Raw genomic sequence first — 15,152 nt, 5'->3', positions numbered from 1 at the left:
CACAGACAACGACCCCTCCCGTCGAAGGAGCATCATGTCCCTCCCCCTGACCCGTCGGATCGCCCGTGCCGCGCTGCTGATCGCAGCGGGCGCAGCTCCCGTGGTCGGTGCGGCCGGCTCCGCAAGCGCCGTGGAACTGCCCAAGGCCCCCGACCTCGGCGGCGTCTCCAGCCTCGACACCGCTTCGGTGACCGGGACCGTCGGCGACGCCACCCGGCACGCCACGGGCCTGGCCGGCGAGGCCGGTGGCGGGGCGGTGACGAAGGCCGTGCCCGCCGCCGGCGACACCGTCACCAGCACGGGGAAGACCGCCACCCCCGCCGCCCAGCAGGCCGTGGGTGAGGCCACGGGCACCGCCGGTGACCTCGTCGGCGGTGTCGCGGCCGCCGCGCCGGCCGACGCCCTCGCCGGAGCCCCGCTGCCGGCGGCCGACCAGCTGCCGGTCGGCAAGACCCTGCCGGCGCTCGGCTAGGGTCTGTCGTCCGGATCAGGCCGCGCGAACCCGGCGAGAGCCGGAGGACAGGCCCTGGTCACCGTGCACACCCGCACACGCGAAGGGCCCGGGAAGCACCTGCTTCCCGGGCCCTTCGCGTCGCTGCGACCGGCGGGGCCGCTCAGCCCAGCCGCTTCACCGCGGCGTCGACCCGCTCGTCGGTGGCCGTGAACGCCACGCGGACGAACCGCTCCCCCGCCTCGCCGTAGAAGTCCCCCGGCGCCACCAGGATCCCCAGCTCCGCCAGGCCGGCCACGGTCCGCCAGCACGGCTCGTCACGCGTCGCCCACAGGTACAGGCTCGCCTCGCTGTGCTCGATGCGGAAGCCGTGCGACTCCAGCGCCGCGCGCAGCGCCGCGCGCCGCGCCGCGTACCGGGCCCGCTGCTCGGCCACGTGGGCGTCGTCACCGAGCGCCGCGACCGTCGCCGCCTGCACCGGCGCGGGCGTCATCATGCCGCCGTGCTTGCGGATCTGGAGCAGCTCGCCGAGCACGGCCGCGTCGCCCGCGATGAACGCGGCACGGTAGCCGGCCAGGTTCGAGCGCTTGGACAGCGAGTGGACGGCGACGATGCCCTCGTACGACCCTCCGCTGACATCGGGGTGCAGGACGGAGACGGGGTCCGCCTCCCAGCCCAGTTCGAGGTAGCACTCGTCGCTGAAGACCAGCACGCCGTGCTCCCGCGCCCAGGCCACGATCCGGATCAGCTCGTCCTTGGGGAGGACCTTGCCGGTGGGGTTGGACGGCGAGTTGAGCCAGAGGAGCTTCAGCCCGGCCGGGTCCAGCTCGGTGGGGTCGTCGTACACGACGGGGGTCGCGCCGCACAGCCGCGCCCCGACCTCGTACGTCGGGTAGGCCAGGCGCGGGTAGGCGACCGTGTCCCCTGCGCCCAGACCCAGCTGGGTGGGCAGCCAGGCCACCAGCTCCTTGGAGCCGACGACCGGCAGGACCTCGGTGTGGGCGATCCCGCGCGCCCCCAGGCGCCGTTCGCACCAGCCGGTGAGCGCGTCGCGCAGCGCGGCGGTGCCCCACACCGTCGGATAGCCCGGCGAGTCGGCGGCCTCGACCAGGGCGCGCCGGATCAGCTCCGGGACGGGGTCCACCGGCGTACCGACGGACAGGTCCACGATCCCGTCCGGGTGCGCGGCGGCCGTCCGCTTGTACGGCTCCAGCTTGTCCCAGGGGAAGACGGGCAGGCGCGAAGAGACGGGGGACACGGTGCGGGCTCTCTTTCTCTGCTGCGGCGTGGCGCCGGGTACGCACACGCGTCGGCCCCGTACGGCGGTGGAGGGCCGTACGGGACCGAGGGCGCGCGTCAGCCGTTCTGCGGCGGAAGCGCGGCGATGAACGGGTGGTCGCGCTCGATCAGGCCGAGCTTCGAGGCACCACCCGGCGAACCCAGGTCGTCGAAGAACTCGACGTTCGCCTTGTAGTAGTCCTTCCACTCCTCGGGAGTGTCGTCCTCGTAGAAGATCGCCTCGACCGGGCAGACCGGCTCACAAGCACCGCAGTCGACGCATTCGTCCGGGTGGATGTACAAGGACCGCTGGCCCTCGTAGATGCAGTCGACGGGGCACTCCTCGATGCACGCCTTGTCCTTCACGTCGACACAAGGCTGTGCGATGACGTAGGTCACGCTGTCGTTCCTCCTTGGTAGGGCTCTGGCTTGCGCGGGAGCGCGGCGTCGTCGATGCCCGCACCTAGTATCTCCGTTCTTGGTAACGATCCGAACAAGAGGGGCGGAGAGAGCTGTGGAATTCGCTGCCGGCGGACGCCTGGAGATCCGCATTACGCCTTCCGACGTGGGCAAACGCGTCTCCGTCCGCCGGTTGAGCGACTCAGGGACGGAGCGTGGGACGTTCACCGACACGGTGGGTGTTCTCACATCATGGGACAAGGGTGTGCTGCTGATCACACGACGTACCGGGGAGTCCGTCCGAATCCCGGAAGCGTCGCTGGTCGCGGGCAAGGTGGTGCCCGCCGCCCCGGCCCGCCGGCGCGGTCCCGCCGCGGACTTCGCGGAGCTGGCGCCCGTGATGGCGCGGGCCTGGCCGCCGGTGGAGAGCGAGCCGCTCGGCCAGTGGACCCTCCGGGCCGCGGTCGTGGCGGCGCCGGCCGACGAGGGCGCCTCGGACGGCACGGCGGGCGGGCGGCGCACCGGCTTCACCCGGCGGGCCAACTCGGTGCTGCCGCTGGGTGATCCGGGCATGCCGCTGGACGCGGCGCTCGCCCGGGTGCGCACCTGGTACGGGGAGCGGGGCCTGCCCGCGTACATCCAGACGGCGACCGGCGCGGAGTCCACGCAGGAACGGTTGTGCGCGGCGCTGGAGGAGCGGGGCTGGCGGCGCGAGGTGACGGCGGAGGTACGGGTCGCGGCGCTGGCGCCGGTGGCGGACCGCGACGCGGGGGACGTGGTCGTGGCGCGCGCCTTCGACGAGGCGTGGCTGCGGCGGTACAACCGCTCGGCGCGGCCCGGTCCCGAGGTGCGCGCGGTGCTGGGCGGCGGGCCGTCGGTGTGGTTCGCCTCCGTGCCGAGCGCCGGGCGGGTCCCCGCCGCGATCGGGCGGTGCGTGGTCGACGGGCGGTGGGCCGGTTTCATGGCGGTCGAGGTGGACCCGGCCTACCGGCGCCAGGGGCTGGCCACGGCGGTCATGGCCGCGCTGGCGCGGCGCGCCCTCGACGAGGGGGCGTCCGCCGCCTGGCTGCAGGTGGAGGAGGACAACGGCGGCGCCCGCGCCCTGTACGAGGGGATGGGTTTCGCGCTCCATCACCTGTACCACCACTTCCGCGCCCCCGGATCGGGTACGTGAGCGGTATGCAGCACATGACCGAGTGGCGGCGCCGGTTCGCCGAGGAGGCCCGCGAGGAGCGGCCCGACCTCGCCTCGCTGTGCCTGCTGGTGGGCGCGGAGGCCGACCCGGAGCTGGGCGAGGCGGGGATGGACGCCGCGGAGATCGAGCTGGACCGGCTGGCCGGTCTGGTGCCGTACGGCCCCAAGAGCCCGCGGGCCTGGGCGACCGCGCTCGCCGGTCTGCTCGGTGAGCGGTGCGGCTTCCACGGCACGCCGGGCGACTACCAGCGCCTGGAGTCGTCGCTGCTGCCGGAGGTGCTGCGACGGCGCCGGGGGCTGCCCATCCTGCTGTCCGTCGTGTGGATCGAGGTCGCCCGCCGGGCGGGCGCACCCGTGTACGGGGTGGCGCTGCCCGGCCACTTCGTCGTCGGTTTCGGCGACCCGGCCGCAAGCCCGGACGAGCAGGTGCTCGTGGACCCGTTCGACCGGGGGCGGCCGCTGACCGGCACCGACGTGGAGCTGCTGGTGGCGGGGGCGACCGGGGAGCAGTTGCGGCCGTCGATGCTGCGGCCCGCCGACCCGCTCGACATCGTGCTGCGGATCCTGAACAACATCCGCGCCTGGGCCGCGGCCCGTCCCGAGTGCTCGGACATCGCCCTGTGGGCGGTCGAACTGTCCCTGCTGCTGCCCGCGCACCCGGCGCGGCTGCGCTACGAGCGGGCGCAGTTGCTCATCCAGCGGGGCGACTTCCTCACGGGGGCGGTGGAGATGGACGCGTACGCGGAGGTGGTGGACGCCGTCGAGCCGGTGGCGGCGGCGAGGGTCCGGGACCTGGCGCGGGCGGCGCGGGCGATGCTGAACTGACGCCGTCCCGGCGGGTTCCCGTGGCGCCCCTCAGTCGCGGCCGACGCGCTCGCGCAGGATCTTGCCGCTGACCGCGTCGATCTCGAACGTGGTCTTGTACCAGTCCTCGGGAGTGACGACGTCGACCGACCGGATGAGCGTGCCGGCGTCGTCCTCGTCCAGCCGGACCGCGGTGACCGTGCCCTTCTTCTTTCCGGTGGCGGTCGCGGCCGCCCGCTGGGGCGTCTGCTGCGCCCGGTCGAGCCGGCCGGTGAGCTCCCGCTCGTCGTCGGCGTCCTGGTCCGGGCCGGCCTGCGACTGGGCGACCCGGCCGGTGACCGCGTTCACCAGGACCGTGCGGACGGTCCCGTCGGGGGCGGCGACCTCCGCGGTCCACACGGGCGTGCCGGGGGTGGGGCTGCCGGGGCTCGGGCTCCCGGGGGTCGGGGTGACCGGGCTCGGGACGAACGGGTCGGGCGTGCCGGGGCCCGGGCTCCCGGTACCCCGGCGGGTGCCCGGGCGCTCCGGTTCGATCCCGGCGAGCCGGCCCTGCGGGACCTCCGCGACCGCCGTGGCGGCGGCCTTGTCCCAGGAGACCCCGGCCGCCGGTACGAGGGCCTTGCGGTCGGCCTGGTCCCGGGTGAACGGCGGGCTCGGTATCGCCTGCGCGGCGGCGACGGCCCCGGCGTGGGTCACCTCGTCCTTCCCGCAGGCGGTGACCAGCGCGGCCGAACCGGCGAGGGCGCACACGGCGGCGACGGCACGGATACGGAGGGGTCGGGTCGTAGCGCTCATGCCGCCACCCGTACCGCCCCGCCCCGGAGGCCATGCGGTGCGGCCGCAGAGCCAACCCGATCAGCCGTACACCACCGACCAGGGCCGCGGAGCCGGCGCGTCCGGACCGCGGCCGTCACCGTCCCGGTGTCCGTCACCGTCCCGGTGTCCGTCACCGGCGTCACCGGCGTCACCGCGGAGGACCGAGCCGGCCGTGTCGCGGGCCAGCACCTGCGCGGCGAGCTCCGCGAAGCGCCGGGCCGCCGGGTGCCCGCCGCGCGCCGGCCACACCGGCGCGACGCGCCGGACGAGCGGCCGTCCCGCGAGCGGACGCCACGCCACGCGCGGCTCCTTGCGGGCGACCGGCCCCTGGTCGAAGGCGACCCCGTACCCGGTCAGGACCAGACCGATGAGGAACTCCGGGTTGCGGGCATGCCGCACGCGCCCCGGCTCGAAGCCCGCCCGCCGGCACGCGTCGAGGGTCTCGTCGTACCAGCCGGGAGCCGTCGCCCGGGGGAACAGCACCAGGTCGTGCCCGGCCAGATCGGCGAGCGCCACCTCGGGGAGCCGGGCGAGCGGCGAGGTCCGGGGCAGGACGACGCCCAGCTCGAGGCGTACCTCCGGCCCGGTGGCCAGGTCGGTGACGTCCACCGGCCGGTGGACCAGGCCGACGTCGAGCCCGCCCGCGGCGAGGGCCCGCACCTGCTCGCCGGTCGTCATCTCCTGGAGGTCCACGCGCAGCCCGGGCGCGTGCCGCGCGCAGGCGGCGAGCAGCGCGTGCAGCACCGGGGCGGGCGTCTCCGGCGGCACGCCGGCCCGGAGCGTACCGAGGTCGCCCTCCGCGGCGCGCCGCACGAGCACCCGCAGGCGTTCCTCCCGGGCCAGCAGGTCACGCGCCTCGTCGAGCAGCACCGCGCCGGCGGGCGTGAGCTCCACCTGGCGGCGCGAGCGGTCGAACAGCTCGGTGCCGAGGTCCTTCTCCAGCCGGCGCACGGCCTGGCTGAGCGGGGGCTGGGCCATGCCGAGCAGGTCGGCGGCGCGGCTGAAGTGCAGCTCCTCCGCCACGACGACGAAGAGGCGCAGGTGGCGCAAGAGATCCACGGGCCGACTCTACGAGCCGGACGCGCGGCGGGACGCGGCCGCCCCCGCGGATACCGTGGCCGGGTGAGGGAGCAGCTGAGGGCGGAGTTCACCGCGGCGGGCGCGCAGGGCCGTCTGCACGCGGTGGAGGTCGACGGGGAGGACGGACGCGACGGCGGACCGGAGCCGGGCGGACTGGGGCTGGGCGCGGACGAGCCGGTCGTCATCGCGTCGGTGTTCAAGGTGCTGCTGGTGCTGGAGTTCGCCCGGCAGGTGGCGGCGGGCCAGCTCGATCCGCGGGAGCGGGTGCTGGTGCGCGCCGAGCACCGGCTGGGCGGGTGGGGCACGGCGGGCTGCGCGGACGACGTCGAACTGTCGCTGCGCGACCTGGCGTTCTTCGCCCTGTCGGTGAGCGACAACACGGCGGCCGACCTGCTGCTGGAGCGGGTCGGACCTGACACGCTCCAGCTGCTGGCCGGGGAGCTCGGCCTGCCGCGCACCAGGATCGTCGGCGGTCCGCGGCAGTTGCTGGAGACGGTGCTCGCCGAGGTGGGGGCGCGCGACGAGGCGGAGTTCGCGGCCGTCTACCCGACGCTGGACGCCGCGCAGGTGGGCCTGCTGAGCATGCTGGACCCGGCCCGTACGAACGCGAGCACCCCGCGCGAGATCACCCGGCTGCTGCGTCTCGTGTGGCGTGACGAGGCGGGTCCCGCCGAAGCGTGCGCCTTCGTGCGGGAGCTGATGGCGCGCCAGGTGTTCCGGCACCGGCTGGTGTCCGGGTTCCCCGACGACGTGGTGGTGGCGGCGAAGACCGGCACCCTGCCGGGACTGCACATCGAGGCGGGGGTGGTGACGTACCCGGACGGGGGCCGGTACGCGGTCGCGGTGTTCGCCCGGACACCGGACCTCACCACCGGGCGCACGGCGACGGACTCGGCGATCGGAAGGGCGGCACGGCTGGCGGTGGAGGCCCTGCGCACCGGGTCCGCCACCGGTCCGTACAGTGCCTGAGCTGCGCTGATACCGATCCCGATATCGGTCACGGGCAGCCCTGGTCTTGGACGGCGCGCCGCCCGGCCTGCTTGCCTGCACCGCATGACGCACACGGATCTCGCACGGCGCACGATGCTGCGCGGCGCGGCCGCGGCCGCGGCCGCCGCCACTGCCACCGCCACCGCCGCGGCCATGTCGCCGTCCTCCCCGGCCGCGGCGGCGCCCCGCACCGTACGGGCCGGCGCGGCGTCGCTGCGCTGGCTGGGCACGTCCGGCTGGCGCATCGACGCCTCCGGCCGCACCATCCTCTTCGACCCCTACATCACCCGCTTCCCGACCGGCCTCTTCACGCCCGACGGCTTCACCGACTCGACGGAACTGACCACCGACGAGGGCCTGGTGGACCGGCACGCCGGCCGTCCCGCGCTGATCCTGGTGAGCCACAGCCACTGGGACCACTTCAACGACGTGCCGTACCTGGCGCGTTCGACGGGCGCGCGGGTCGTCGGCACCGAGACGTCGTACCACCTGCTGTGCGCGCTGGGAGTGGACCCGCGGCAGATCTCGGTGGTCAAGGGCGGCGAGGTGCTGGACTTCGACGGCTTCACGGTCGAGGTCGTGGCCGGCCTGCACAGCCGCAACGCCCGCCACGCCTACCTCTTCCCCCGCACCCTGAACGCCGCCCCGGCCGAGGTCCCGAGGACGGTGGCCGACCTCCCCGAGGGTGACACCCTCGCCTTCCAGCTGACCGTCGACGGCGGCCCGTCGGTGTTCCTGATGGGCGCGAGCGACTTCGCCGAACGCGCCACCGACGGCCTGCGCCCCGACATCGCGATGGTCGCGGTCCCCTCCAGCACCTCCACGCACCGCTACGCCCCGCGCCTGATGCACGCGCTGGGCCGGCCGCCGGTGGTGGTCCCGGTCCACTGGGACAACTTCGAGCTGCCGCTGGCGTCACCGGTCCGGCGGGACCCCGCGGCGCTCCTGGAACCGCTGCTGGACCAGGTCCGCGCGTCCTCCCCCGCCTCGCGGATCGTGGTCCCGGACTACCGCACGCTCTACGGCGCCGACATGCGCGCCCTGCGCTGAGCCGGGGGACGGACGGCCCGGGGGGCCAGGGGCGGGTGCGCCGTCCCCGACGGGCCGCGGACGCGCGAAGGCCCCCGGCCCGGCGCCCGGAGTGGTCCGGGGCCGGCCGGGGGCCGGAAGGGGGCCGCGCCCCGGGTCACCCCTGGGGATCGAGTTCGATCGTCTCCGTGCGCTCCGCGGGGGTCTTGCCGAGCAGGGCCGACTGCAGGGCGTGCGCCACGTCGGCGGACGAGACCTGGTGCTTCCGGCCGTCGCCCTTGGTGATCATGACGCCGTCGAAGACTCCGTCCAGCAGCTCGTCGATCGCGTTCCTGTCGTAGACCTCGACCAGACGGCCGTTGACCGGCTTCATGGACAGGATCTTCGGCAGCGACCTCGCCGGGCCGAACTGGATCTGCTTGCCGCCGGCCTTGATGGTGACCAGGCCGGACATCGCGGGCTGGGCGAACTCCTTCATCGCCCGGTCCAGTTCGGCCCGGCTGATCGTCGGCTGCTTGGTGGTGACGGGCAGTTCGACCACGTTCTGGCGGCCGGTCTCGACGTACGCGCGGTAGGCGTCGCGGACCGAGATCATCGAGCGCCCGACGTCGAGGGCCTGGCCCGCCTTGCCGGGGACGGCGACGGCCCGGTTGGGCTCGAACTTGATCGTGCCCTCGGTGACCGAACCGGAGGTGCCCGCCAGATCCGCCAGGGCGACGCCGAGCTTCTCCTCGTCGACCGGGAACACCGGCTGGGCGACGCGTTCGGCCCCGAAGAGGGAGCCGATCACGGAGACCGGGTTGTAGTCGCTGCCCGCGGCCGCGCGGACGGTCTCCTGGCTGTCCAGGGACAGGCCGGCCTTGTCCGGGGCCAGTTGCTCCTTCTTGCCGCCCACGGAGAGCTGCAGCGGCGCGGAGGCGCGGTCGCCGAAGGCCGCCTCGAGCTTCTGGACCGCCTCCTCCTTGGTGCCGCCGCCGACGTCGACACCGAGGACCGTGGTGCCCTTGGGGACCTCGGAGTGGTTCAGCAGCAGGCCCGCGCCGTACGCCACGCCCGCCAGGGCGAACAGGCCGGCGCCGAGCAGGACCAGCTTCGAGCGGCCCTTCTTCTTCGCGGCGGGCGCCTGCCGCGCGGCCGGGGCCGGTGCGGGGGCAGGGGCGGGCGCCGGCTCCGGCCGGTCCGCCGCCGGGTACGGGGCGGGCGGCTCGTGCTCGGTGTGCGCGCCCGCGGCCTGGGCCGGGCCCGTCACGGGGAACGGCGAGGGGGACGGCGTCCGGTGGTCCGCGGGGACCACCGGGATGCCGCTGGTGAGCGTGTCGCCGGAGACGTGGCCGCCCGGGGGCGGACCGGCCGTCCCGGGGGCCGGGGTGCGGGCCGGGGCCTGCGCGTACCCGGGCTCGTACCCGGACCTGCCGTCCGGGCCGGGAGCGGGCCTGCCGTCCGGGCCGGGACCGCGGCCGGGCTCGGGAGCCGGCTTCTGCGGGGTCAGTACGGCGGTGTCGTCCGACATGCGCGGCACGGCGCCCATGGTGCCGGTCGCCGGTCCGGTGGTCGGCCCGCTGGGGCCGGCCGGGCCGGTCCCGTCCGCCATCGCCGCCAGGTCCTCCAGGGAGCTGCGGGGGCGCGGCGCCTCCTCCGCGGGCGCGGAGGCGGGCGCGGGCAGGGACGGCGGCGTCTGGGCGGCCGGTGCGGGGGACGGCGCGGGCGCGGGCGGCTTGCGCGGGGCGAACCAGTCGCTCGTCGGCTTCTCCTGGGCAGGCTGCGCGGACTGCGCGTTCTGCCCGTTCTGCGCGGACTGCCCGCTCTGCGCGTTCTGCGCAGGCGGCCGGCCCGGCGCCGGCTGCTCGGGCCGGCGCGGCTCCGCCGCCGGCTTCGCGGACGTCGCCGCGCCCTCGTCCGGCGCGGGCGCCGTGTCGGTGGTACCGCCGCCGTTCATCGGCTTGCGCATGACGACCGGCGGGATGGGCCGCGAACCCGGGATGTTGATCCGGATGCGCGTGGTCAGTGTGGTCTCGGTCCTGGGCTCGTCCGGCTCCGCGGCGGCCCGGGCCGACTCCTCCGGAGCGTCCTGCGTCGGGTGCAGCGACGGGTACTGGCGCGTTCCGTACGGCGGTGTACCGGAGGGGTACGCGGTTCCGCCGCGCCCCTGGGGGCCGGAGGACGAACTGTCAGTTTCACGACTCAAAGCAGGTTCTCCCGGTTGGCTCCGCCGCCCGCACTCACACTCGCGGGCGCCCGGCGGCGCGCACCACCATACTGGCCGCCGCCGGGACGTACCCGGTGCCCGGGGGAACGGCAACGGTCATTCCGGCCGAAGTCCGGGCGGTACGGGCACCTCCAAGGGCTTTCGTCCGGACCGGACCGGCTCGGCAGTGGCGTCCGGTGCAGGGGGTCTCCCCGGGCCCATGAGGGCCGAGGGGACGCATCGCGCGGCGGAGGAGGGAGCCGCCGCGGAGCAGCGGCGACCGACGACGACGCCGCGAGGCGCGGTGTCCAGCGGTCACGAGCCCGGCAGGGTCCGGACGAGCGCCCTAGGTCCCGCGCCGCCCCGGCGGACCGCCCGGTTGCGGGGTCCGGATCGCCGTGGCACAGATCACAGCGACGGCCATGCCGCCGAGCAGGTAGACCAGCTCCACGACGCCGCCGGCGAAGACGCCGTCGCCCTCGGGGCGGCCGAGGCTGAGCACCACGACCGCGACGAGCCAGCCGACCGCCGCCGCGCCCACGCCCACCGTGGTGCCGGTGAGCCGCAGGCCGCCGTAGAACAGGCCCGCGGTGCCCGCCAGTGCGAGCAGCAACCCACCCGGGACCCAGCCCCCTTGGACGAGCGAACCCGCGGCTCCGACCAGCACACCGAGCACCACCAGACCGGTGTACGACGCGGCACGTGCGGCGCTCATGAGGCCACCCCCGCGAAGAGGTCGTGCTCGCGCTCGCCCGGACGCGCACCGGAGCGGCCCTGCGCCAACTGGTAGTACTCCGTGGTGAAGAGCGGCTGCCCCAGCTTGTTCGACAGGGCGAAGAACGCACCCTCCACGGTGATCTGGGTGGCGTGCGCCCGCATCGCGGCCGCCTTGCGCCCCGCGTACGGCGTGCCGTCGATCTCGGCCGTGACGAGCGCGTCGTCGACGACCCCGGGGACGTCCCCGACCGCGGCGGACCGCGGGAAGGCGCCCGTGGCCCGCAGGCGGGCGAAGCCCTCCTCGGCGACCGTCCGCGGCACCCGGTTCCAGTAGACCTTGGCGATCTCGTACGGGTCGCCCAGGTCCCTGCGGTAGGCGCGCTCCGCGGCGAGTTCGGCGGCGCGCACGGCGACCCGGTGGGCCTGGATGTGGTCGGGGTGGCCGTAGCCGCCGTCCGGGTCGTAGGTGATGAGCACCTGCGGCCGCACGGACCGGATCACCTCGACGAGGTACGGCGCGGCCTCGTCCACGTCCGTGTGCCAGAAGGCGCCGTCGCGGTGGTTCTGGGGGGCGCCCATCATGCCCGAGTCGCGGAAGCGGCCGGGTCCGCCCAGGAAGCGGTGGTCGGTGACGCCCAGCTCCTTCATCGCGGCGGCCAGTTCGCCGACGCGATGCGGGCCGAGCCGGTCGTCCCGGTCGGGCGCCAGGTGGGCGAGGCCGGGCGGGATGACCTCGCCCTCCTCGCCGCGTGTGCAGGTCACGAGGGTGACCTGGGCGCCCTCGGCCGCGTACTTGGCCATGGTGGCGCCGTTGTTGATCGACTCGTCGTCGGGGTGCGCGTGCACCAGCAGCAGACGACGGGCGGGCAGTTCCGTCATACGGACACCCTAGGGGGTGTGCCGTCGATCGGGCCGGGTCGGCGAGCGGCGTCCGGTGCCGTGCCTCGCACGGTGGAGGAAGGGGTCGACGCGAGCCCGGAACGACCGGCGGGGGCACCCCCGAGGAGATGCGGGCGCCCGGGGCCTCAGAACTTGATGCCACCGATCATGCTGGCCACATTGGTGGTCAGCTCGCTGATGGTGGGGGCGATGGAGGAGCTGGCCAGGTAGAACCCGAGCAGCATGCAGACCGCCGCGTGTCCGCCCTTCAGGCCGGACTTCTTGATCAGCAGGAAGACGACGATCGCCAGCAGCACCACCGCCGAAATCGAGAGTGCCACGGCGGTTCACCTCCATACATATTCGGTCCGGACCGGGCAGCGAGCATGTGCCGGATGGTTCATACCCACCCGGTGCTACGGATCATAACTATCCGTTCCCAGGCATCGATCGGTGCACGGCAGCACATGGGGGCGCACGACCGCTAGTTTCGGACGCATGACCTCCAGGCAGCAGCTCTCGTTCCCCCGCCAGTACGCCAGGACCCAGCGCTATTCACTGGGCGCGCCCCGGGCGTTCACCGTCTCGCCCGACGGCCGGCGAGTGGTCTTCCTCCGCTCCCCCGGCGGCACGCAGCGCGCGCACCACCTGTGGGTGCTCGACCTCGACGGCGAGGTGCGCGAGCGTCCGGCCGCCGACCCCGGGGCTCTGCTGGGCGGTGCGGAGGAGGAGTTGTCCGAGGAGGAGCGGGCGCGCCGCGAGCGCAGCCGGGAGGGCGCGGGCGGCATCGTGGCCTACGCGGTGGACGCGGCCGTGGAGTTGGCGGTGTTCGCGCTGTCCGGGCGGCTGTTCGCGGCGGAACTGCGGGCCGGCACGGCGCGTGAACTGCCCGCGCGGGGACCGGTGATCGACCCGCGGCCCTCTCCGGACGGGCGGCACGTCGCGTACGTGGCGCAGGGCTCGCTGCGGGTGACCGGCGCCGGGGGCGAGGGCGACCGCGCGCTGGCCGAGCCGGAGGAGGCGGGTGTCACCTACGGGCTCGCGGAGTTCGTCGCGGCCGAGGAGATGGGCCGCCCGCGCGGTTTCTGGTGGGCGCCGGAGTCGGACCGTCTGCTGGTCGCGCGGGCCGACGACAGCGCCGTGCAGCGCTGGTGGATCCCGGACCCGGCGCATCCGGACCGCGCGCCGGCCGAGGTGGCGTATCCGGCGGCCGGGACCGCCAACGCGGAGGTGCGGCTCTTCCTGCTGGGCCTGGACCGGTCGCGCACGGAGGTCGGGTGGGACCGGGCGCGCTATCCGTACCTGGCGCGGGTGCACTGGTCGTCGGCCGGGGCGCCGCTCCTGCTGGTGCAGAGCCGTGACCAGCGCACGCAGCTGTACCTGGCCGTGGACACGGAGTCCGGGACGACGCGGACGGTGCACGTGGACGAGGACCCGGACTGGCTGGAACTGCTGGCGGGTTCGCCGGCCTGGGCACCGGACGGGCGGCTGGTGCGGATCGCGGACGAGGGAGGGGCGCGGGTGCTGGCCGTGGGCGACCGCACCCTGACCGGCGCCCCGACGCACCTGCGGGCGATTCTGGACATCGGGGACAACGACGTCCTGGTGCAGGCGTCGGCGGGTGAGGAGGCCCGCGACCCGGAAATTGGCGAGATTCATGTGTACCGGGTCAATGAACTCGGCGTCGAGAGGCTGTCGGAGGGGCCGGGTGTCCACACGGCCGTGCGGTGCGGTGCGGTCACCGTGCTCGCGTCGGCGCGCCCCGGCTCGCCGGGGTGGGAGGTGCGCGTGCTGCGGGACGGCAAGCAGGTGGCCGGAATCGCGTCGTACGCCGAGACGCCGGTGCTCTCGCCCCGGCCGGCGCTCACCGAGTCGGGCCCGCACCGCATCCCGTGCGCCGTGCTGCTGCCGAGCACGTACGAGGAGGGCGACGGGCCGCTGCCGGTTCTGCTGGACCCGTACGGCGGGCCGCACGGGCAGCGGGTGGTGGCCGCGCACAACGCGTACCTGACGTCGCAGTGGTTCGCCGAGCAGGGCTTCGCGGTGATCGTGGCGGACGGGCGGGGCGCGCCGGGCCGCTCGCCCGCCTGGGAGAAGGCGATCAGGGACCGGCTGACGCTGGCGCTGGACGACCAGGTCGAGGCGCTGCACGGGCTGGCGGACCGCTTCCCGCTGGACCTGGAGCGGGTGGCGATCCGGGGCTGGTCGTTCGGCGGCTACCTGGCCGGGCTGGCGGCGCTGCGCCGGCCGGACGTCTTCCACGCGGCGGTGGTGGGAGCGCCGCTGACCGACCAGCGGCTGTACGACACGCACTACATGGAGCGGTACCTCGGCCTGCCGCAGGAGGCGCCGGAGGTGTACGAGGCGAACTCGCTGGTGTGGGACGACGGTCTGGTGGATCCGCAGGAGCCGGCCCGGCCGATGATGCTCGTCCACGGCCTGGCGGACGACAACGTGGTCGTGGCCCACACGCTGCGGCTGTCGTCGGCGCTGCTGGCGGCGGGCCGGCCGCACGAGGTGCTGCCGCTGACGGGCGTGACGCACATGACGCCGCAGGAGCAGGTGGCGGAGAACCTGCTGCTGCTCCAGGTGGACTTCCTGAAGCGGAGCCTCGGCATGGCGTAGGGCGCGGCCGGCCGGGGTGACGGGGCGGCGCCCCGGCCGGTCAGTCACCGGGGGTCCGAGGACCGCCACCCGTCGGCCGGTCCGCCACCCGGGATCGAGGACCGTCCCCCGGGGGTCGAGGACCGCCACCCCCGGGGGTCGAGGACCGTCACCCCCGGGGGTCGAGGACCGGCCCGCCGAGCCCTCCGGGCAGGCTCCCGGCGACCGCCTTCTCCTCCGCGAAGTGGCACGCGGAGTGGTGCCGCGCCGGGCCGGGCCCCGTCCACTCCGGGACCGCCAGCGGCGGGACCTCGGTGGCGCACTTGTCCCGCGCCTTCCAGCAGCGGGTGCGGAAGCGGCAGCCGGACGGCGGATCGGCGGGGGACGGCACGTCGCCGGTGAGCAGGATGCGGTCGCGCCGGTCCCGGGCCTCCGGGTCGGGCACGGGGACCGCCGACAGCAGTGCCTGGGTGTACGGGTGCGTGGGGTGGTCGTGGATCTCGGTGTCGGTGCCGATCTCGACGATCTTGCCGAGGTACATCACGCCGACCCGGTCGGAGATGTGCCGCACGACCGACAGGTCGTGCGCGATGAAGAGGTAGGAGAGGTCGAACTCGTCCTGGAGCCGGGCGAGCAGGTTGATCACCTGGGCCTGTACGGAGACGTCCAGGGCGGACACCGGCTCGTCGGCCACGATGATCTCGGGCCGCAGGGCCAGGCCGCGGG

Annotated in this window: 15 protein-coding genes; 6 read left to right on the top strand and 9 right to left on the bottom strand. The window is 75.0% G+C overall.

Features of this window, described 5'->3' with window-relative positions:
* Nucleotides 1–34: 34 nt before the first annotated feature.
* On the top strand, nt 35–472 hold the full coding sequence (locus IH00_RS0128280) for a hypothetical protein (RefSeq protein WP_031078480.1): 438 nt from the start codon (nt 35–37) through the stop codon (nt 470–472).
* 142 nt (nt 473–614) lie between these two features.
* Here the strand turns inward: IH00_RS0128280 and IH00_RS0128275 are convergent, their stop codons facing one another.
* Together IH00_RS0128275 and fdxA are read right to left on the bottom strand one after the other, a co-directional pair.
* Nucleotides 615–1,709, bottom strand: a complete 1,095-nt coding sequence (locus IH00_RS0128275) for a bifunctional succinyldiaminopimelate transaminase/glutamate-prephenate aminotransferase (protein WP_031078477.1) — start codon at nt 1,707–1,709, stop codon at nt 615–617.
* Nucleotides 1,710–1,807: 98 nt separating this feature from the next.
* Nucleotides 1,808–2,128 carry a ferredoxin gene (gene fdxA, locus IH00_RS0128270; RefSeq protein ID WP_031078476.1) on the bottom strand — a complete coding sequence of 107 codons (321 nt, stop codon included), beginning with the start codon at nt 2,126–2,128 and terminating at the stop codon, nt 1,808–1,810.
* 115 nt (nt 2,129–2,243) lie between these two features.
* On the opposite strand from fdxA, the gene IH00_RS0128265 reads away from it, so the two are divergent.
* Both IH00_RS0128265 and IH00_RS0128260 read left to right on the top strand, forming a co-directional pair.
* On the top strand, nt 2,244–3,302 hold the full coding sequence (locus IH00_RS0128265; RefSeq protein ID WP_031078474.1) for a GNAT family N-acetyltransferase: 1,059 nt from the start codon (nt 2,244–2,246) through the stop codon (nt 3,300–3,302).
* Between the two features lie 5 nt (nt 3,303–3,307).
* Nucleotides 3,308–4,147 carry a transglutaminase family protein gene (locus tag IH00_RS0128260; protein ID WP_031078473.1) on the top strand — a complete coding sequence of 280 codons (840 nt, stop codon included), beginning with the start codon at nt 3,308–3,310 and terminating at the stop codon, nt 4,145–4,147.
* A gap of 30 nt (nt 4,148–4,177) precedes the next feature.
* Here IH00_RS0128260 and IH00_RS0128255 read toward each other — a convergent pair whose 3' ends face one another.
* The gene (locus tag IH00_RS0128255) at nt 4,178–4,921 is read right to left on the bottom strand and encodes a PepSY domain-containing protein (protein WP_031078471.1); all 744 of its coding nucleotides are present in this window, start codon (nt 4,919–4,921) and stop codon (nt 4,178–4,180) included.
* 60 nt (nt 4,922–4,981) lie between these two features.
* Nucleotides 4,982–6,001, bottom strand: coding sequence for a LysR family transcriptional regulator (locus IH00_RS0128250; protein ID WP_031078470.1), 1,020 nt, complete (start codon nt 5,999–6,001; stop codon nt 4,982–4,984).
* A 63-nt stretch (nt 6,002–6,064) separates the two neighbouring features.
* Between IH00_RS0128250 and IH00_RS0128245 the strand changes: the two genes are divergently transcribed.
* A complete protein-coding gene (locus IH00_RS0128245; protein ID WP_031078468.1) occupies nt 6,065–6,991 on the top strand; it encodes a serine hydrolase in 927 nt (308 codons plus the stop codon).
* An 84-nt stretch (nt 6,992–7,075) separates the two neighbouring features.
* Nucleotides 7,076–8,062: an MBL fold metallo-hydrolase gene (locus IH00_RS0128240; RefSeq protein ID WP_052411687.1), complete on the top strand. Its 987-nt coding sequence runs from the start codon at nt 7,076–7,078 to the stop codon at nt 8,060–8,062.
* 136 nt (nt 8,063–8,198) lie between these two features.
* Here IH00_RS0128240 and IH00_RS43460 read toward each other — a convergent pair whose 3' ends face one another.
* From IH00_RS43460 to IH00_RS0128220, 4 genes are all read right to left on the bottom strand, one after another.
* Nucleotides 8,199–10,226 carry a hypothetical protein gene (locus tag IH00_RS43460; protein ID WP_039947501.1) on the bottom strand — a complete coding sequence of 676 codons (2,028 nt, stop codon included), beginning with the start codon at nt 10,224–10,226 and terminating at the stop codon, nt 8,199–8,201.
* A 346-nt stretch (nt 10,227–10,572) separates the two neighbouring features.
* Nucleotides 10,573–10,941, bottom strand: coding sequence for a DUF6113 family protein (locus tag IH00_RS0128230; RefSeq protein WP_031078464.1), 369 nt, complete (start codon nt 10,939–10,941; stop codon nt 10,573–10,575).
* On the bottom strand, nt 10,938–11,822 hold the full coding sequence (gene mshB / locus IH00_RS0128225) for an N-acetyl-1-D-myo-inositol-2-amino-2-deoxy-alpha-D-glucopyranoside deacetylase (RefSeq protein ID WP_031078463.1): 885 nt from the start codon (nt 11,820–11,822) through the stop codon (nt 10,938–10,940). Before mshB ends, IH00_RS0128230 begins: the two co-directional genes overlap by 4 nt.
* 146 nt (nt 11,823–11,968) lie before the next feature.
* Nucleotides 11,969–12,163, bottom strand: a complete 195-nt coding sequence (locus tag IH00_RS0128220) for a hypothetical protein (RefSeq protein ID WP_031078461.1) — start codon at nt 12,161–12,163, stop codon at nt 11,969–11,971.
* 157 nt (nt 12,164–12,320) lie between these two features.
* On the opposite strand from IH00_RS0128220, the gene IH00_RS0128215 reads away from it, so the two are divergent.
* Complete coding sequence (locus IH00_RS0128215) at nt 12,321–14,447, top strand: S9 family peptidase (RefSeq protein ID WP_031078459.1); 2,127 nt, start codon at nt 12,321–12,323, stop codon at nt 14,445–14,447.
* A 148-nt stretch (nt 14,448–14,595) separates the two neighbouring features.
* On the opposite strand, the gene IH00_RS0128210 is transcribed toward IH00_RS0128215, so the two are convergent.
* Nucleotides 14,596–15,152 (bottom strand): oligopeptide/dipeptide ABC transporter ATP-binding protein (locus IH00_RS0128210; protein ID WP_031078457.1); only part of this gene is annotated, 557 nt, incomplete at its 5' end.

This window comes from Streptomyces sp. NRRL S-118 (genome assembly GCF_000716335.1).
Taxonomy (GTDB): Bacteria; Actinomycetota; Actinomycetes; order Streptomycetales; family Streptomycetaceae; genus Streptomyces.
This window is presented reverse-complemented; position numbering and strand designations above follow the sequence as displayed.